The 18712-nt window shown below is 59.7% G+C and carries 15 protein-coding genes and 2 tRNA genes; 7 read left to right on the forward strand and 10 right to left on the reverse strand.

Going from position 1 to position 18712, the window contains the following annotated elements; translation table 11 throughout:
- Positions 1–34: 34 nt before the first annotated feature.
- Both BW43_RS03850 and BW43_RS03845 read right to left on the reverse strand, forming a co-directional pair.
- A complete protein-coding gene (locus BW43_RS03850) occupies positions 35–904 on the reverse strand; it encodes a TIGR02285 family protein (RefSeq protein ID WP_032890797.1) in 870 nt (289 codons plus the stop codon).
- Positions 905–920: 16 nt separating this feature from the next.
- Positions 921–2120 (reverse strand): CaiB/BaiF CoA-transferase family protein, encoded by a 1200-nt coding sequence (locus tag BW43_RS03845; protein WP_032890799.1) that lies wholly within the window; start codon positions 2118–2120, stop codon positions 921–923.
- A 147-nt stretch (positions 2121–2267) separates the two neighbouring features.
- Here BW43_RS03845 and BW43_RS03840 point away from each other — a divergent pair, with 147 nt between their 5' ends.
- Positions 2268–2810, forward strand: a complete 543-nt coding sequence (locus BW43_RS03840) for a YaeQ family protein (protein ID WP_032890801.1) — start codon at positions 2268–2270, stop codon at positions 2808–2810.
- Between the two features lie 96 nt (positions 2811–2906).
- Entirely contained in the window at positions 2907–4616 is a 1710-nt protein-coding gene (gene recJ / locus BW43_RS03835; RefSeq protein ID WP_032890803.1) for a single-stranded-DNA-specific exonuclease RecJ, read from the forward strand.
- Positions 4617–4753: 137 nt separating this feature from the next.
- On the opposite strand, the gene BW43_RS03830 is transcribed toward recJ, so the two are convergent.
- The 4 genes from BW43_RS03830 to BW43_RS03815 form a co-directional block, all read right to left on the reverse strand.
- Positions 4754–6034 carry a virulence factor family protein gene (locus tag BW43_RS03830; protein WP_032890805.1) on the reverse strand — a complete coding sequence of 427 codons (1281 nt, stop codon included), beginning with the start codon at positions 6032–6034 and terminating at the stop codon, positions 4754–4756.
- Positions 6034–8676 (reverse strand): bifunctional lysylphosphatidylglycerol flippase/synthetase MprF, encoded by a 2643-nt coding sequence (mprF, locus tag BW43_RS03825; protein ID WP_032890807.1) that lies wholly within the window; start codon positions 8674–8676, stop codon positions 6034–6036. Before mprF ends, BW43_RS03830 begins: the two co-directional genes overlap by 1 nt.
- Positions 8677–8942: 266 nt before the next feature.
- Positions 8943–9019: transfer RNA gene (locus BW43_RS03820), tRNA-Met, on the reverse strand.
- Positions 9020–9260: 241 nt separating this feature from the next.
- Positions 9261–9337 (reverse strand) — tRNA-Met (locus tag BW43_RS03815).
- 279 nt (positions 9338–9616) lie between these two features.
- Between BW43_RS03815 and dinB the strand changes: the two genes are divergently transcribed.
- Positions 9617–10675 carry a DNA polymerase IV gene (gene dinB / locus BW43_RS03810; protein WP_032890809.1) on the forward strand — a complete coding sequence of 353 codons (1059 nt, stop codon included), beginning with the start codon at positions 9617–9619 and terminating at the stop codon, positions 10673–10675.
- Positions 10676–10805: 130 nt separating this feature from the next.
- On the opposite strand, the gene BW43_RS03805 is transcribed toward dinB, so the two are convergent.
- The 4 genes from BW43_RS03805 to BW43_RS03790 form a co-directional block, all read right to left on the reverse strand.
- A complete protein-coding gene (locus BW43_RS03805; RefSeq protein WP_032890811.1) occupies positions 10806–11759 on the reverse strand; it encodes a hypothetical protein in 954 nt (317 codons plus the stop codon).
- Positions 11760–11779: 20 nt separating this feature from the next.
- Positions 11780–13495 carry a proline--tRNA ligase gene (locus BW43_RS03800; protein WP_032890813.1) on the reverse strand — a complete coding sequence of 572 codons (1716 nt, stop codon included), beginning with the start codon at positions 13493–13495 and terminating at the stop codon, positions 11780–11782.
- Positions 13496–13663: 168 nt separating this feature from the next.
- Positions 13664–15196 carry an AmpG family muropeptide MFS transporter gene (locus tag BW43_RS03795; protein ID WP_032890815.1) on the reverse strand — a complete coding sequence of 511 codons (1533 nt, stop codon included), beginning with the start codon at positions 15194–15196 and terminating at the stop codon, positions 13664–13666.
- A gap of 43 nt (positions 15197–15239) precedes the next feature.
- Positions 15240–15623, reverse strand: coding sequence for an MGMT family protein (locus BW43_RS03790; RefSeq protein ID WP_050442874.1), 384 nt, complete (start codon positions 15621–15623; stop codon positions 15240–15242).
- Positions 15624–15756: 133 nt separating this feature from the next.
- On the opposite strand from BW43_RS03790, the gene BW43_RS03785 reads away from it, so the two are divergent.
- The 4 genes from BW43_RS03785 to groES all read left to right on the forward strand — a co-directional run bounded on the left by BW43_RS03785 (position 15757) and on the right by groES (position 18689).
- A complete protein-coding gene (locus BW43_RS03785; RefSeq protein WP_032890819.1) occupies positions 15757–16764 on the forward strand; it encodes a DUF481 domain-containing protein in 1008 nt (335 codons plus the stop codon).
- A 106-nt stretch (positions 16765–16870) separates the two neighbouring features.
- Positions 16871–17602: a HugZ family protein gene (locus BW43_RS03780; RefSeq protein WP_032890821.1), complete on the forward strand. Its 732-nt coding sequence runs from the start codon at positions 16871–16873 to the stop codon at positions 17600–17602.
- Positions 17603–17668: 66 nt separating this feature from the next.
- Positions 17669–18145 (forward strand): FxsA family protein, encoded by a 477-nt coding sequence (locus BW43_RS03775; RefSeq protein ID WP_032890823.1) that lies wholly within the window; start codon positions 17669–17671, stop codon positions 18143–18145.
- Positions 18146–18392: 247 nt separating this feature from the next.
- Positions 18393–18689: a co-chaperone GroES gene (gene groES, locus BW43_RS03770; protein WP_003175874.1), complete on the forward strand. Its 297-nt coding sequence runs from the start codon at positions 18393–18395 to the stop codon at positions 18687–18689.
- Positions 18690–18712 lie beyond the last annotated feature (23 nt).

An 18712-nucleotide genomic window follows, 5' to 3' on the forward strand; every position in this document is an offset into this window, starting at 1 on the left:
CCACGCTTCGGGGTTTCTTTTTGCCCGCGATTTGTCAGGGCGTAGGCGCGTCTTGGTAAAACTGGAGATGGTCGGTCAGGTATTGCGTGCGCAGCGCAGGGTCGAGCCAGGCGGCATAGGCGTGCAGTAGTTGAGCCTGGGGCAGCTCGTTCAACACTTGGTTGATGTGTTCAATTGCCTGGTGGCCCTCAGGCGTATCGGAGCAGCCGATATGCACACGTTGGTAGGGCATGACGCCAGCAATCGGATAGAACGCCAAGGTCAGCGGATCAATCCCCTGGCGCAGGGCGTGATAGCGAATTTCAGTCCAGTAGCCCAGCACGGCTTCCAGGCGACCCAATCGCTGCATTTGCAGCAGGCTGCCCAGGGCGTCGTTTCCGTAGTGCAGCACGCGTGTATGCGCATCCGTTTGGTCCAGCATTTCATCGATGAGCGTCCCGTAGCTGCGCTCGGCCACCACGCCCAGGCGTGCGCGCTTATCCAGCTGGAGCGCCGCGAGGTCCACCCTTTGCTGTGCGACAAGCGGCGCGAGCACGTCACGGCGGTCCTGACGTACCACCACCCCATTACTGACCATGGAAAAAGCCGGGCGCGAATACACCACCCACTTGGCCCGTTCTGCGGTCCATAGCATGGTGGGGTCGCAGGTCAGTGCGGGGGTCTGAAGTATCTGCAGGCCGCGTGCACGGTTAACGTGCAAAATCTTGTGTTGGTACTCGGGCAGGCGCTCCATCAGCATCGGCAGCAATTCGTCGATGACGCCCTGGCCCTTTTGCGGGCCGTCGAGGATGGTCATCGGGGGCAGGTCGCGGATTAACCAGGTCAAGGTGTCCGCTGCCTTGGCAGACAGCGGCAGAAGCCCGAGCAACGGTGCACAAACACCCAGGAGCCAACGCCGCGCCATTATTGCGAGTGCGCCATCAGATCGCGCCTTGTTCACGTAGCCGGGTGATCGCGGCCGCGTCGTAACCCAGCTCGTTAAGCAGCACGTTGGTGTGCTCGCCCAACTGCGGCCCGACCCACTCGCAGCTCCCGGGCGTGTCCGACAGCTTGGGCACGATGCCCGGCATCTTGAAGTCCTTGCCGCCTGGCAGTTGCGCCTTGAGGAACATCTCCCGCGCCAGGAATTGCGGATCGCCAAGCATGTCCTCGGCGCTGTAGATCCGGCTGGCGGGTACCTCGGCCTTGTTCAGTTGCTCCACCACCTGCTCCAGTGACAGCGAATTGACCCAACGATCAATCACGCCATACAGCTCATCACGACGGGTATCGCGCCCGTCATTGCTCGCCAACTGCGCATCATTCGCCAGGTCTTCACGGCCAATGGCACTCATAAACCGTTTGAAGATTGCATCCCCATTTGCGCCGATCTGCACATGCTTGCCGTCCGCGCTGGTATGGATCGACGACGGTGTAATGCCGGGCATGATGTTGCCGGTGCGCTCACGGATGAATCCGAACACGTCAAACTCAGGAATCATGCTTTCCATCATGGCGAAGATAGCTTCATACAGCGCCACATCCACCACTTGGCCTACGCCGCCATTCACTTCGCGATGACGCAGCGCCATCAGTGCACCGATTACTGCCCACAACGCAGCGATGGAGTCGCCAATGGAAATCCCTGTGCGCACCGGCGGGCGGTCCTCGAAACCGGTGATGTAACGCAGCCCGCCCATGGATTCACCGACTGCACCGAACCCCGGCTGGTCTTTCATCGGTCCGGTCTGGCCAAAGCCCGAGAGGCGCACCATCACCAGTTTCGGGTTCAGCGCGTGCAGGGTTTCCCAGCTCAGGCCGAGTTTCTCCAGTACGCCGGGGCGAAAGTTCTCGATGAGGATGTCGGCGTCCGTCAGGAGTTTCTTGAGAATCTCCAGACCGTCCGGGTGCTTTAGGTTCAGCGTCAGGGATTTTTTGTTGCGTGCCTGCACGAACCACCACAGCGAGGTGCCCTCGTACAGCTTGCGCCATTTGCGCAGCGGATCGCCGCCATTCGGGGATTCGACCTTGATCACTTCTGCACCAAATTCAGCGCAGATACGCGAAGCGAACGGGCCGGCGATCAGGGTGCCGAGTTCGATGACTTTCAGGCCGGCAAGCGGTTTGGCATTAAACGACATGGGGATCCTTGTCTGCGCGGAGCGGGTGTGTGATGCCTTTTAACATAGGCGAGCGGCCAGGGATAAGCGTGAAACAGCGCAGGATTCGTTGAATGGCACCACCATCAGTTAGACTGGCCGCCTTTCCCTGTCTCTAGAAGCCCGTTCATGGCCCAGCCGTCCACGACCTACAAATTCGAACTCAACCTCACCGACCTTGACCGTTCGGTGTACGAGAGCGTCAAACAGACCATCGCCCGCCACCCTTCGGAAACCGAAGAACGCATGACCGTGCGCCTGCTGGCCTACGCCCTTTTTTACAATGAGCAATTGGCATTCGGTCGTGGCCTTTCAGATGTAGACGAACCGGCCCTGTGGGAAAAAAGCCTGGATGATCGGGTTTTGCACTGGATCGAAGTCGGCCAGCCCGATGCCGACCGCCTGACCTGGTGCTCGCGCCGTACTGAACGTACCAGCCTGCTGGCTTATGGCAGCCTGCGTGTATGGGAAGGCAAAGTGGTGCCGGTGGCGAATAATCTGAAAAACGTACACATCGCTGCGGTGCCCCAGGAGATTCTGGAGGTTCTGGCCAAGGACATGCCCCGCGTAATCAAGTGGGACGTGATGATCAGCGAAGGCACGATCTTCGTCACTGATGACCGTGGCCAGCATGAAGTGCAACTGCAATGGCTGGTCGGCGAGCGCGGTTGAACACTGCAGGGAGGGCTTGCCCCTTCCACATGTGCTCCGTGTTGCCTTCAGCGTTGTCGTTTAACCGTCGTATCAAAGAGAAGCGCCCATCACCCCATGCGTATTGATCCTCGTCCGTTGCCCGCTGTCCTGCCATTTCTCGGTGAACTGCCACCGCTGTTGACCCGTCTTTATGCCGCACGCGGGGTGCAGTCCGAGGCCGAGCTGGATAAAAGCCTGGCAAGGTTGATTCCCTATCAACAGCTCAAGGGCATCGACGCCGCCGTAGACCTTTTGGTGACGGCCCTGGAGCAACGCCAACGCATCCTCATCGTTGGTGACTTCGACGCCGATGGCGCCACCGCCAGCACTGTAGGCACCCTGGGCCTGCGTTTGCTCGGTGCCGCCCATGTCGATTACCTGGTGCCCAATCGCTTCGAATACGGCTACGGCCTGACGCCGGAGATTGTTGCCGTGGCCCTGCAGCGCGAGCCGCAGTTGCTGATTACCGTGGACAACGGCATCTCCAGTGTCGAAGGCGTGGCGGCGGCGAAGGCGGCGGGGTTGCAGGTGTTGGTCACCGATCACCACTTGCCCGGTGACGAGTTACCTGCGGCAGACGCCATCGTCAATCCTAACCAGCCGGGCTGTGAGTTTCCGAGCAAGGCGTTGGCCGGTGTTGGCGTGATTTTCTACGTGCTGATGGCGCTGCGCGCGCGCTTGCGTGAGCTGGGCTGGTACGCGAACAAGCCGCAGCCGAATATCGGCGATCTGCTCGACTTGGTCGCCCTGGGCAGTGTCGCCGACGTGGTGCCGCTGGACGCCAACAATCGCATCCTGGTGCACCAAGGCCTGGAGCGTATCCGCGCAGGTCGCGCACGGCCGGGGATCAAGGCAATCCTTGAAGTGGCCAAGCGCGATGCGGCGCGCATCACCTCCACCGACCTGGGCTTTATTCTCGGGCCGCGGCTCAACGCCGCCGGGCGGCTGGACGACATGAGCCTGGGTATCGAATGCCTGCTCACCACGGATTTCGCGGCGGCGCGGGAAATGGCGGCGCAACTGGACGGCATGAACCAGGACCGTAAATCCATCGAGCAAGGTATGCAGCGCGAGGCCCTGGCCCAGCTCAAGGACTTGCCGGTGGAATCAATGCCCTTTGGCCTGTGCCTGTTCGACCCTGAATGGCACCAAGGCGTGATCGGCATTCTGGCGTCGCGCATGAAAGAGCGTTATTTCCGCCCGACCATCGCCTTCGCCGATGCGGGTGATGGCCTGCTTAAGGGCTCTGGGCGCTCTGTGCCGGGTTTTCACATCCGTGATGCGCTGGCGGTGGTTGCTAGCCAGCATCCCACTCTGATCGCCAAGTACGGCGGCCATGCCATGGCGGCGGGTCTGACATTGCCAGAGGCGAATTTCCCTCTGTTTGCCGAAGCTTTTGATGCCGAAGTGCGTCGTCAACTGCGTGAAGAAGACCTCACCGGTCGCCTGTTGTCCGACGGCACACTGGCGGTTGAGGAGTTTCACCTGGAGCTGGCCCGCGCCCTGCGGCACGCCGGTCCTTGGGGGCAGCACTTCCCCGAGCCGCTGTTTCACGGGGTGTTTCAGTTGGTGGAGCAACGTGTGGTAGGGGAGCGGCACCTGAAAGTGGTGCTCAAGAGCGAATGCGGGTCAGTGAAGCTCGATGGCATCGCCTTTGGCGTGGACCGTGAGGTCTGGCCGAATCCGACCGTGCGATGGGTGGAGTTGGCCTACAAGCTGGACGTGAACGAGTTTCGTGGGAATGAAACCGTACAGCTGATGATTGCCCACATCGAGCCGCGTTAGATTTTACTAACACCGCAAAACAACTGTGGGAGGGGGCTCGCCCCCGATAGCTGAGTGTCAGTCAGCAATGCTGTGACTGACCTACCGCTATCGGGGGCAAGCCCCCTCCCACATTTTGATTTGTGTAAGGCCTGGGGTTATTCGCTTTTGGCCTGGTGCTTGACGATGATATCCACCAACCGCTTGGCCAGCGCCGGGTAGTTCTCATCGAAGTGATGCCCGCCGGGCAGCTTCACAGCCTCGCCCACGGCGGTCTTGTCGGTGCAGCCACTCTCGTCGACTTCTTCGGCGCCGTAGATGCACACCACTTTCTCAGGCGGCAGCTTGGCCATTTCCGGGCCGGTCGCGGCTTCTTTGCCGGCGTTGCCCAGCCAGCCTTCCACTTCGATCTCAAAGCTACCGGTGCGGGCGAAGGCCAGCAGGATGATCGCATCGACGCGCTGTTGCTCGTTCTCCGGCATGCGGTTATAGATCGCTGGCAACACGTCGGCGCCGAACGAATAGCCGGTCAGCACAAAGCGCTTGGTGCCCCACTTTTGCCGGTAGTGCTGCATCAGCTCGGTCAGGTCTTTGGCGCTTTGTTCCGGCGTCTTGTGCTGCCAGTAGTAGCGCAGGGTATCGATGCCGACCACTGGGTAGCCGATCTTGGCCATTTCACCGGCCACGTCGCGGTCCAGGTCCCGCCAGCCGCCGTCCCCGGAGAGGAACAGGGTCACGGTGTCCTTAGCCTGGCCTGCCGGGACTTCCACCACGGGAATCGCCAGGCCACCGTTATCCGAACCCACCAGTTGCTTGCGCAGTTCGTTGTTCAGTACTTGCGGGTAGTGAATGTCGTAGTCACTGATGCTGGTTGTGGCGCGTGGTGTATCGCGTACGAAACTGGCGCTTTCGTCGTCAGGGTTGTCATTCCACGCCACCAGCCAGTTGCCGTGCTCTGCAGTTTTCGGCAGTGGATCTTTGCAGCCTTCCTGCGCCAGAGCGAAGCCGACAGAGATGGCATTGGCCTTGTCGTCGTTCTGAGTGGCCAGCCAGCGAAAGGCAAGCGCCGCGCCAGGGCCGATGCCGCTGACCAGCGTCGCAGGGCCCTTGAGCTGGCTCAAGGCGCTTTGCAGCGCTTGTTCCTGCAGCTTGCAGTCATCTTTTGGCAAGACCACCTGGACGATCTGCGCTTTGCCACCCTGGCTCAGGGTTAACAACTGGCTATCGGTCAGGGTTTCGTCGGCCATCACCGCCACGGCCACACGGGCTTTCGGGTTGCCGGCTGGGGTCACGCGGGTCATTACCGAGCCATCGGCCTGGGGCAGTTGCTCCAGGGTCGGCTGCGGGGCAGGGCGTTTCAAATACCAAAAGCCGCCACCCAGAACCAGGGCCAGCAGCACTACAAAGGCCAATACATACCGCCAGGAGCGTCGAATCATCAGCGTTTCACCAATCCAGTCAAGCCACCCGCGATCAGGGCGGCGGTATCGGCCAGTGCCACCAGCGGATCAAGTCCTGCGGGCACGGCCATGTAACGGGGTTCCCAGTCTGGCTGGAACTTATCTTTGAAGCGGCGCAAACCTTGGAAGTTATACAGTTGCTCGCCACGACGGAACACCATCGAACCCAAACGCTGGGTCAGTGGCGCGCCGCGTCGCGGTTGCAGGCCCGACAACGGCACCATGCCGAGGCTGAAACGGGCGTAGCCGTGACTCTTATAGTGTTGAATCAGACCGACCATCATGAATTCCATGGTCAACTTGGGCGCATCCGGATGGGCGCGCATCAGGTCGAGGCTGGCCAGGTCGTGATTGTAAGTCTCAAGCAAGTTGGCGAAGGCTACCGGGCGTCCTTCGAAGCGAATGATCGCAATCCGAAAATGCTTGAGGTAGTCGTCACTGAAGCGTCCCAGGGAAAACCCTTTTTCGCGCACATTCTTACCGGTAAGCCATGCGTCCGAGATGACTTTTAATTCATCCATCGGCGCCGTACCCGGTTCATGGATCTCCAGGGACAGACCGTCCCGGGTGCCACGGTTCCAGGTGTAGCGCAGATCCTTCATCTCTTTGCCTTTGGCTTCCAGGTCAAAGCGTTTCAGGTCGACGCGCGCCTCTTCGCCCAGCTTGATCGCGGTTAGGCCGATGTCCATGTAGTAGGGCAGGTTCTCCGCCCGTACCTGATAGAACACCGGACGCGCGTGGTGGATGTCGCACAGGTCGCGGAACTGCCAAATCATCTCGGCCCTTGGCTGGGTCGGTCCAATTGGGTCGTACAAGGCCACCAGGCTGCGGCCGCGACGGGCATACATCAGGAAGGCTTCGTCGTTGGGGTGGAACAGCAGCGCCTTGTCACCGGTCAGCGCAAGGCCACCGTCGGGTTGGGACGAAGCCATCAGGATCTTCGAGGCGCGCTCCAGCTCATCCGGGGTCGGCAGGTGGATCACCGGGCGGGCGGTGCGCAGCAGCCAGGTCAGCGATACGATCACCAGCAGCACGGCGGCTCCCAGCAATGAGCGCAGGCCGCGTGGGGCGTTGGCATCGAGGGTGAACTGCCACCACAGTTGATGGCTGTACGGCACATCTTGATAGGCAAACAGCAGCAGCCAGATCGAGGCACCCAGCACGCAGACGCTGGACACCAGGTACAGCGGTGAGAACGGCAGTTCTGTCAGGCGGCTGGCGCGGTAGAACGAGCGGCGAAAGATCGCCAGCAGCACCGCCGTCATGGTCATCAGGCTGGCTTCTTCCCAGTCGAAGCCTTTGAGCAGCGAGAGCAGGGCGCCCACCAGCAGCAGCACCATGGTCAGCATCCAGGCCGCCGACAAACGTCGACGCAGGCCCTGGGCCAGCAACAGGCACAGTACGCCTATCAGGCTGGCACCAAAATGCGAGGCATCAATCAGGCGGTGGGGAATCAGGAACCCGATGTTTTCCAGGCGTGAATCGATCTCTGGCGTGGCGCCTGAAAACAGCAGGACCACGCCGGACAAAAAAACCAGTACGGCCAGCACTGGCGCCGCCAGACCTGAGGCCACGCGCAGGCTCTGCTGGGTCTGGAATAGTCGTTGCGCCTCGTTGATCAGCAGGAACACGCACGCGATCAGGAGCGGCAACACTACGTAGATCATCCGATACAGCAGCAGGGCAGCGGCCAGTGGTGCGGCGCCGAGCTTGTCTGCAAACGCGGCGAGCAGGATCGCTTCGAACACCCCGACTCCGCCCGGTACGTGGCTGAGCACGCCAGCGGCGAGAGCCAGCAGGTAAACTAGCAGGAATGGCCCGAAGGGCGGCGCTTCTGGCAGCAATAGATAGAGGACAGTGGCGGCGGCGGCGACATCCAGGGCAGTGATGACCAATTGCAGGAGCGTCAGGCGCCGGCCGGGCAGGCGCAGGGTGCGACGGCCGACTTTGACCAGCAGGTTGTCCGGGTAAGGTTGCTCCGGCAAGCGGCGGCGGTAAATGCCGATACACAGCGCGGCCGACAACAGCAGCACGGCACCGGCAATCGCGCCGAGCAGGCCTTGCGACAGATGCAAGTAGGTCGACGCTGCAGGCAGGTTGCTCAGTGTCGCGAGTGCGGCCAGCGGGGGCAGGGCGCAGCCCAGGGCCAGGCTGGCGAACACAGTCATATGGGCGACTTCCGAGGCCCCGATGCCATGGCGTGCATATAAACGGTAGCGCACCGAGCCGCCGGAGAGCATCGACAGGCCAATCGCATTGCCAATGGCAAAGGCGGTGAAGCCGCCATGGGCCAGTGTCTTGGCGGGCAGCTTCACGCCGGCATAGCGTGCGCCGGAGAACTCATAGCCGAGAAGAATGACAAACCCTGCGACGCCCGCGGCAAATGCTCCCAGCAGTGCAGGTTTGGGCACTTCCAGGATCGAGTCGTGAAGTGCGTACAGGTCGAGTTCCAGCAGAAGGTGGCGGCAAGCGATCAAGGCGATGGCGAACAGCAACAGGGTGACCGCCAGCCCGAGGGGTTGCCGGTACTTGCTGATCAGATCCAGCCAACGCAATCGGGTAGGCGTGATCGGTTGTTCTGCTGTGACGGTGTCTTGTGGTTCAGACGAGTTGGCGCGCATCAATCACCTCGTGGATTGTGCGCGACAGGATGGGGGTATCCAGCCAAGTTACCAATCCCTATGGACAAAATAATTACAAATATTAACGCGTATCACCGGGGGCGGCGACAGCGGCCCTTGGTCGTAGAGGAGTAAGCATAGCGTGCGATGAGATGGACTCTACAAACCGTGTACGGTTTCATGAAAGATGCCATCCCATTGTTTCAGAAGAACTTTTTCACCGGATACAAAAAAGGCCACTCTTTCGAGTAGCCTTTTTTGATGTTTGGTTGCGGGAGCCGGATTTGAACCGACGACCTTCGGGTTATGAGCCCGACGAGCTACCAGACTGCTCCATCCCGCGTCTGTGGGCGGCATTCTACAGCCAAGCGGCGAGGTGTCAACCGTTAATCAACCGATGGTGCAAATAAGTGTGAATTAACCGCCCCATGCAACCTAAGTTCTCGATTGAGAAGGCTTTTTGTGGTGAGCAGGCTTGCTCCGCGTTGGGCGCGAAGCGTTCGTAATGAAGTGCACGCGATCCAGGTTTGAAAAACACACGCGCACAAAAAAGGCCACTCTTTCGAGTAGCCTTTTTTGATGTTTGGTTGCGGGAGCCGGATTTGAACCGACGACCTTCGGGTTATGAGCCCGACGAGCTACCAGACTGCTCCATCCCGCGTCTGTGTGTCGGCATTCTACAGAGGATCACGAGTGTGTCAACCTGTGAGTTGAAGAAAAGCGCTTGTGCTTCAATCGGTTAGCTCTCCAGAAAGCCTTGTAGGGGCCGCGCGAGCCAGGCGGGCCAAGGGTTTCGGCTCTATCGGGATGCTGTTTTCGATTGAAAAAATAAATCCATGTGTGAAATTTCCTACCGCTTAGGCAGAAGATTCAAACTACTGGTGCTATATACAGGTGTGAGTGCGATACTGCCCACCCGTAGGATTTCACCCCTCTATATATGACGCAGCGCAAAATCATCCACGTCGACTGTGATTGCTTCTACGCCGCTATCGAGATGCGCGATAACCCGAGCCTGGCGCAAAAGCCTCTGGCTGTGGGTGGCTCGGCGGACCGAAGGGGCGTGATCGCTACGTGCAATTACGAAGCGCGGGCGTACGGGGTGCGCTCAGCCATGTCGTCGCGCCATGCCTTGAAGCTTTGCCCGGACCTGACCATCGTCAAGCCGCGCATGGATGCTTATAAAGAAGCGTCGAAGGAAATTCAGACGATCTTTCGCGACTACACCGACTTGATTGAGCCATTGTCCTTGGATGAAGCCTACTTGGACGTCTCGGACAGCCCGCATTTTGGCGGCAGTGCCACGCGTATTGCCCAAGACATTCGTCGGCGGGTCTCCAACCAATTGCACATCACCGTATCCGCCGGCGTGGCCCCGAATAAATTCCTGGCCAAGATCGCCAGCGACTGGAAAAAGCCCAACGGCCTGTTTGTGATCACCCCGGACCAGGTCGAAGACTTTGTCTCGCAGTTACGCGTGAGCAAGTTGCACGGCGTCGGCAAGGTCACGGCCGACAAGCTGGCTCGTTTGGGTATTGAAGACTGCCTGCAACTGCGCGAGTGGAGCAAACTGGCGTTGGTACGGGAATTCGGTAGTTTTGGCGAGCGACTCTGGAACCTGGCTCGTGGGATCGATGAACGCGCAGTGCAGAACGACAATCGTCGGCAATCGATCAGTGTGGAAAATACCTACGACGTGGACCTGCCGGATCTCTCAAGCTGCCTGGAAAAACTCCCTGAACTGATGGAGACCCTGGCCGGGCGCATGGCGCGCATCGACAGCAGTTACCGTGCGGGCAAACCGTTCGTTAAGGTGAAGTTTCACGACTTTACCCAGACCACCTTGGAGCAGGCGGGGGCAGGGCGGGATCTGGAGAGTTATCAACAGCTGATGACCCAGGCGTTTAATCGTGGTGATAAACCGGTGCGATTGTTGGGTATTGGCGTGCGGTTGCTGGACCTAAGCGGCGGCCACGAACAGTTAGAGTTCTCTTGGTAGAAACCGGAAACAAAATGTGGGAGGGGGCTTGCTCCCGATAGCGGTGGGTCAGCTACGTATAAGCTGACTGATGCACCGCAATCGGGAGCAAGCCCCCTCCCACATTTGGATCTACAGTGTTTTCGAAGTCTCAGCGTGCTCCGGGATCTGCGACTAACCGCCCCGCGTCCTTGGTCAGCGCCTGCAGGAATTCCTGCTGTAGCTCCGGATCATTGCGGGTCAGCTCAATCAGGCTTTGTTCCAGTTCACTGGCTTCTTCTTCCAAGCCCAGCTCCGACAGACGCTTGACCCGGTGCACCCATTGGCTGACTTCGTCGTCTTCCAGGTCGTCGTAGATCAGGCCGTGGGCTTCCAGCAACTTGCCGCGCAAGGTACTGCTGATTGCCAGGGTCGAGTCCGAATGTACGTCGTCCTGGCCATCTTCCACGCTGATCTTCAGCGTCGTGATGCGATTCAGGTCTTGCTCGGCAAACGGGCTGTCCAACAGGTTCAGGCGCAGGACGCCGTTGCGGTCGGTGGTCAGCTCGTGGATCTTTTTGCCGGCGGTGACCTGCACCGGTCGTTCGCTCCAGGGCAGGCTTGAATACTCCACGCGCTTGTCACGCTGGACTTCATCGATACCTGCCAGATTCTGTTGCGCCCGGCCGTGGGATTGCACGTTCATGAACGGGTTGAGACCGTCCACGCCGTAAGTCAGCCAGTCGTGGGTCATGCTGGTAGGCAGGTTGCCGAGGGCGAAGATATTCGCCACGTTGGCTCCCGCGCCAGCCACCAATGCCACCGCACCCAGGGGCAACTCATAGAGTTTGCGCCAGGGCTGGTAAGGCGTGTAGCGGTCGTAGCGACGGGTGACTTCGAATTCGGTGACCTCGAAAGTCTTCTGCTCGTGAATGCGAACCCGGCGTTGCGGCAGTTCCAGCACTTTGGGATCGCCTACATCGATCTGCAGACTGTGGTCGAGCAACTTACGCTCGACCCGCTCCTCGTGCTCACTGCGTTGCGACATCTGGTTGGCGCAGCCGCTGACCAGCAGGGCGCCGCACAAGGCGGCGCCCCCCAGGGCTCTGGTGTTTCGCTTGAACATGACTTCTCTTGATCTGGTTTTCAGCGACGAATACGCGCCTGAAGGAAAGACAGCACGTCAGCCACCGGCAACGGTTGGGCTTCGGCTTCGGTCCGGCTCTTGTATTCCAGATTGCCATCGGCCAGGCCGCGGTCACTGACCACGATCCGGTGCGGGATGCCAATCAATTCCATGTCGGCGAACTTGATGCCCGGGCTGGTTTTCTTGTCCCGGTCATCGAGCAGCACTTCAAAACCGGCGGCCGTCAGTTCGGCATACAGTTTGTCGGTGGCTTCGCGTACTTGCTCGGTTTCGTAACGCAGCGGTACCAGGGCGATCTGGAACGGCGCCAGTGTGTCGCTCCAGATGATGCCTTTCTCATCGTTGTTCTGCTCGATAGCAGCAGCAACCACGCGGGATACGCCAATGCCGTAGCACCCCATGTCCAGGGTGATCGGCTTGCCGTTCTCGCCCAGCACTTCGCACTTCATCGCCTTGCTGTACTTGTTGCCCAGCTGGAAGATGTGCCCGACTTCGATGCCGCGCTTGATTTCCAGGGTGCCCTTGCCATCCGGGCTTGGGTCGCCGGCGACGACGTTGCGCAGGTCCGCTACGGTCGGAACTGGCAGGTCGCGTTCCCAGTTCACGCCGAAATAGTGCTTATCGTCGATGTTCGCGCCGATACCGAAGTCGCTCATCAACTCTACCGAACGGTCGATGATGATCGGCAGTGGCAGGTTCAGCGGGCCGAGGGAACCGGCGCCGGCGCCAATGGCGTCGCGCAGTTCGGCATCGGTGGCCATGACCAGCGGGCTGGCCACGCCAGGCTGCTGGGCAGCCTTGATTTCGTTGAGTTCGTGGTCGCCACGGATCACCAGGGCGATCAGTTTGCCTTCTTCCTCGGCGCGCACGATCAGGGTCTTGATGGTCTTTTCAATCGGCAGATTGAATTTTTCCACCAGGGCCGCGATGGTCTTGGTTTCTGGCGTGTCCACCAAGCGCAGTTCTTCAGCCGGCGCTGGGCGCGAGGTTTCGCGCGGTACGGCTTCGGCTTTCTCGATGTTGGCCGCGTAGTCGGAACCGTTGCTGAACGCGATATCGTCTTCGCCGGATTCAGCCAGTACGTGGAACTCGTGGGAACCGGCACCGCCGATGGAGCCATTGTCCGCTTCAACTGCCCGGAACTTCAGGCCCAAGCGCGTGAACACATTGCAGTAAGCCTGGTGCATACGATCGTAGGTGACCTGAAGCGATGCCTGGTCAGCGTGGAACGAATAGGCGTCCTTCATGATGAATTCGCGGCCGCGCATCAAACCGAAGCGTGGGCGGATTTCATCACGGAATTTGGTCTGGATCTGATACAGGTTCAGCGGCAGCTGCTTATAGCTGCTCAGCTCGTTGCGCATCAGGTCGGTGATCACTTCTTCGTGGGTCGGGCCAGCGCAGAAGTCGCGGCCATGACGGTCTTTGAAGCGCAGCAACTCAGGGCCGTACTCTTCCCAGCGCCCTGATTCCTGCCACAACTCAGCCGGTTGGGTGCTCGGCATCAACACTTCGAGAGAGCCGGCGGCGTTCATTTCTTCACGAACGATGGCTTCGACCTTGCGCATCACCTTCAAGCCCATGGGCAGCCAGGTGTACAGGCCGGAGGCCAGTTTGCGGATCATGCCGGCGCGCAGCATCAGCTGATGGCTGATCACGACCGCGTCGGAAGGCGTTTCTTTCTGTGTGGCGAGCAAATATTGACTGGTACGCATGGTAGGCCGTTGTCGGTTGCTTGGACTTGAAATGACTTGGGATTGTACGGGCGCAAACTGCCGCCGTACAGGCATCAGAATATAGGGCTGTTTGAAGGAGCGAGGGGGACGCCTAGTTCTTGCTCGCGATGGTGGCGCCGCAGTCTGGCTTTTAAAGGGCCCCCAAAATCAGTCTTCTGCCGGCGGATTCAACCGAATCCGCCGATTCTCCTGAAACCAGTGCAACGCAATCAGCAGCAGCGTCGGCACCCCCAGCATGCAGGTGATCAGGAAGAAGTTGTGATATCCGAACTTCTCCACCATCACCCCCGAATACCCACCGATCAGGCGCGGCAGCAGGAGCATGATCGAACTGAGCAAGGCATATTGAGTGGCGGAAAACTTGAGGTTGGTAAGGCTCGACAGGTAAGCCACAAATGCCGAGGTGGCCAGGCCGGAGCTGAAGTTGTCCAGGGAGATGGTGAAGATCAGCATCTGCAGGTCGGGGCCCATGTCTGCGAGCATCACGAATAGCAGGTTGGTGCCGGCCGACAGGACACCGCCGATAAACAGGATCGGCAGGATGCCGAACCGCACAATCAGCAAACCACCCATGCCGGCGCCGAGCAGGGTCATGATCAGGCCGAAGATCTTGCTGACCCCGGCGATCTGATCCTTGGTAAAGCCCTGGTCGATGTAGAACACGTTGGCCATCACGCCCATCACGGTGTCGGACATGCGATAGGTGGCGATTAGCCCGAGCAGCAGCAGTGCCTGCCAGCGGTAGCGCAGAATAAAGTCGTTGACCGGTGTCAGCACCGGCGCCAGGCCGCGACGGCCCATGGTCGAGAGGCACAGGGCGGTGAGGATGATATAGAGAATGGCGCGCAGGAACGCGCGGTCCTCCATCAGCAGGTCCCACACGCTGGTGTCGTGGAACACCACGCTTCCGAAGTCGGTGTTGTACAACTGGGTAAACATGGCGGGCACTGACACCAGCAGAACGATCAGCACAAACACCGACATCAGTTGGTGCATGAAACTGTAGCGCCCAGCCTGCAACTGGGTGCGCAATGGCACATTGGGTTCGCGCATGAACAGGGTGGTCAGCAGCGCTGGGATCATCAGCACGCCGAACAGCACATAGGTGCCGGTCCACGCCGAGTGTTTATAGTTGAAGCCGGTGGAGCCAAAGCCTTCGGCAAAGAACAGTGCACCCGCCGTGGCCAGCAGGGCGGCTATGCGGTAGCCGGACATATAGCTGGCGGCCAGCGCGGCCTGGCGGCTGTCGTCGGCGATTTCCAGGCGGTAGGCGTCGACTGCGATGTCTTGGGTGGCGGACGCGAAGGCGACGACGACGGCAATAGCGATCAGCCAGGACAAATGTTTCTGCGGGTCGCAGAAACCCATGCCGATCAATCCAAGGATCACCAGCGACTGGGCCAATACCAGCCAGGAACGACGCCGTCCAAGTTTGCCGAGCAGCGGCAGGCGCCATTGGTCGAGCAGTGGTGACCAGACCCATTTGAAGGCGTACGCCAGACCGATCAGGCTCGCATAGCCGATGGTCTCGCGGGCCACACCGGCCTCGCGCAGCCACACCGAAAGCGTCGAGAACACCAACATGTAAGGCATGCCGGCGGCAAAGCCGAGCAACAACAGCACTAACGTCGAGGGGCTGGCATAGGCGGCGAGCGCGGCGCGCCAGGTTTTACGGGGCATGGGCTGGAGTCTGCCTCAGGTTTGCGGAAACAAAGCGCGCACTCTAACCGCTGTGCTCTACCGGGCGCCAGCCATGGCGCTGAATATCCACGCGATTATTACGGACAGTGACGCCTTCATCGCGCAAACGCGCACGCTGCTCGTCGCCCGAGGCGCTGCCCACCGGCAGGCTTATCCGACCGCCGGCACCCAGCACGCGATGCCAGGGCAATGTGGTGCCTTCTGGGAGTTGGCTCAAGGTGCGCCCCACCCAGCGTGCAGCGCGGCCCAGCCCGGCCAGTTGCGCCAGCTCGCCGTAACTCACCACGCAGCCGGCGGGGACTTGCGCCAATGTCAGGTACAACGCGGTACGGCGCATCTCGGCCGCGTTTTGCGGGGTGTCGGCAGATTGATTCACTGAGGTGCTATCCGTTGAAAATGTCGGCATATCTGTAAGAAATATGCTGTAAGCAGGGTGTTGAGAATTGAACTCAATACAGATCCTTGAGTCAGTCCTTGCTAACACGTCATCTAAGACGATAATGCCCTCTTTTCGCCAAAACCGAGCCTCGAATCCGCATATGTTGTCCAGAACCCTGCTGTGCCTTGCTGTTTTCAGCGCCTCAACACCTTTGCTCGCCGATACCGTCTGGTTGAAGAACGGTGACCGCCTGACCGGCAAGATCAAGGTATTTGACGGTGGCAAGCTGCTGATCCAGACCGACTACGCGGGTGCAATCCCGGTGGACTGGAAGCAGGTTAAAACCCTGGAGAGCGACCAGGAGTTGTTGGTCAAGCAGGACGCCTACACTGGCGAGAAGGCTAAATCCCTCAAAGCTGCGGATGATGGCAAAGTGGTGCTGGCCAATGGCGAAGCGCCCAAGACTGTAGAACTGGCCAGCATCCAGCAGATCATCAAGCCCAAGCCTGTGATCGAAGACCTGGTGTGGAAGGGCAACGTCGACATGGCGCTGGACTACAAACGCGCCGAGAACGACACCAACGACTACGATATCGACTTCAAAACCACTGCCCGCCATGGCCAGTGGCGGCATACCGGTCAAGGTGAGTACAACCGCGAATTCCAGGACGACGTGACCACCACCGACAACTGGGCTTTGGAATACGACCTGGACCGGTTCATCACCGAGCATTGGTTCTGGCAAGGGCGTTTGACCTACAAGCGCGACAAAGTGGAAGACCTTGCGCGTCAACGCACGGTCGGTACCGGTCCGGGCTACCAGTTCTGGGACGACGAATTGGGTGCGTTCTCCCTGGGGTCGCTGGTCAACCGCACCGATTATGAATATGCCGATGGCGGTAAGGACAACTTCTATTCCCTGGCTATGAAGTGGAACTACAACCGCTATCTGGTGGGCAAGACCGTCGAGTTCTTCACCACTGGCGAACTGGGCAAGCCTATCGATGCGCCCGCGGATTACTCTCTGGATGCGGAAGTCGGCCTGCGCTACAAGGTCACCGAGTGGGCTTCCCTCAATCTCAAGGCCGAGCGCGACGTTATCAGTGGCGACTCGGAAAGCAGTTTGAGCAAGACCCGCTACACCGCAGGCTTCGGCGTGGCCTGGTAATAAGGCTGCATAAAACCTGCTTGGCAACCTGCGCGGATATTGATTACCTTGTGTTGCGATCCATTCCCATATGGGTTGGGCGGCTGAATACCCTAGGAGTCACACGTTGAGCGCGCACGTTGCCAAGAACGCCCGAGAGCTATTGCTCAAGGAATACCGTGGGGCTCTCGCCACACAGTCAAAAGCCATGCCGGGTTTTCCCTTTGGCTCGGTCGTGCCGTACTGCCTGGACGAACAGGGTCGCCCGCTGATCCTGATCAGCCGTATCGCCCAGCACACCCACAACCTGCAAAAAGACCCCAAGTGCTCGCTGCTGGTGGGCGAACGTGAGGCCGATGATGTGCAGGCCGTTGGGCGTCTGACCTACCTGGGTGAAGCCGAGAAGTTGGAGGAGGGCGCCGCCATCGAGGCTGCCGCCGAGCGCTATTACCGCTACTTCCCCGATTCCGCCAACTACCATAAAGCTCACGATTTCGACTTTTGGGTGCTCAAGCCGGTGCGCCACCGTTACATCGGCGGCTTTGGCGCGATTCACTGGGTCGACCAGTTGACCCTCGCCAACCCGTTCGCGGGCAAGGCTGAGCGCAGCATGATCGAGCACATGAACAGCGATCACACCAAGGCCATCGCCCATTACGTCCAGCTTGCCGGCCTGCCTGCCGTGGAGCCCGCGCAATTGGCCGGCATCGACAGCGAAGGCATGCACCTGCGTATCGGCCAAGCCCTGTACTGGCTGCCGTTTGCCGAGCCTTGCAACACGCCGACACAAGTACGCGAAGCCCTGGTTTCATTGGCCCACGCCCAAGTCTGGCCGAAAAAAGCCGCGGCTGACGCTTGAATTCACGAAACGGCGACGTCATCTAAGGTGGACTGGCAAGGCATTCTTGCGTTGAGGAACCATTTGATGCGCCCTTTTTTATTGCTCTTTCTGCTGTTCCCGGTGTTGGAGCTGTTCGTATTCGTCCAAGTCAGCAGTGCGATCGGGTTTTTCCCGGCCCTGTTGCTGATCATTCTCGGCTCGATGCTTGGCGTTCTGGTGCTGCGCGTCGCCGGCCTGGCAACGGCACTGCGTGCCCGTGAAAGCCTGAACCGTGGCGAACTACCGGCCCAGACCATGCTTGAAGGTCTGATGATGGCCCTGGCGGGTGGCCTGTTGATCCTGCCGGGTTTCGTCAGCGATGTTGTCGGGCTGTTCCTGCTGCTGCCGTTCACTCGCAAACTTCTGGCGGGCAAGATGCGCCAGCGCGCCGAAGAGGCGGCGATTCGCCAGCGTGCGTTCGCAGACGACCTGCAACCCCGTGGTGGCCCGGCTCCGCGCCAGCCTTTGGGGCGTGAAGGCGATGTGATCGAAGGTGAGTTCGAACACCGCGACAGCAAATAACCGCTTTATTGACACGGCACCTGAGGGTGCCGTGTTGCTTTTATCGCTCGGCAACTGCAAAAAAATTCCGCCGATCGCCCTTGTAATAAGCTTATGCGCCCTTATGTAACGGTCACCGCAAGGTTTCTGGTGGCGACACCAGACAGACTTCCGCGTCTTGCTTGGCGAGGCGCGACCGGCACAGCCGGATAACAACCTGCCGGTACTGACACCGGCCGATGAAAAACACAATTAGGAGAGATCGACAATGAGCAAGCTTCGTCCTCTGCACGACCGCGTCGTAATCCGTCGCAGCGAAGAAGAAAAGAAAACCGCTGGCGGTATCGTTCTGCCAGGTTCGGCTGCTGAAAAAGCCAACCACGGTGTGATCGTCGCTGCAGGCCCAGGCAAGACTCTGGAAAACGGTGACGTACGTGCGCTGGCCGTTAAAGTCGGTGACAAGGTTGTATTTGGCCCTTACTCCGGCAGCAACACTGTGAAAGTCGACGGCGAAGACCTGCTGGTTATGGCTGAGAACGAGATTCTCGCTGTTCTGGAAGACTGATTTCCCCGCTCATTTTCCCGTTA

The sequence above is a fragment of the Pseudomonas sp. RIT357 genome (genome assembly GCF_000632245.1).
Taxonomy (GTDB): Bacteria; Pseudomonadota; Gammaproteobacteria; order Pseudomonadales; family Pseudomonadaceae; genus Aquipseudomonas; species Aquipseudomonas sivasensis.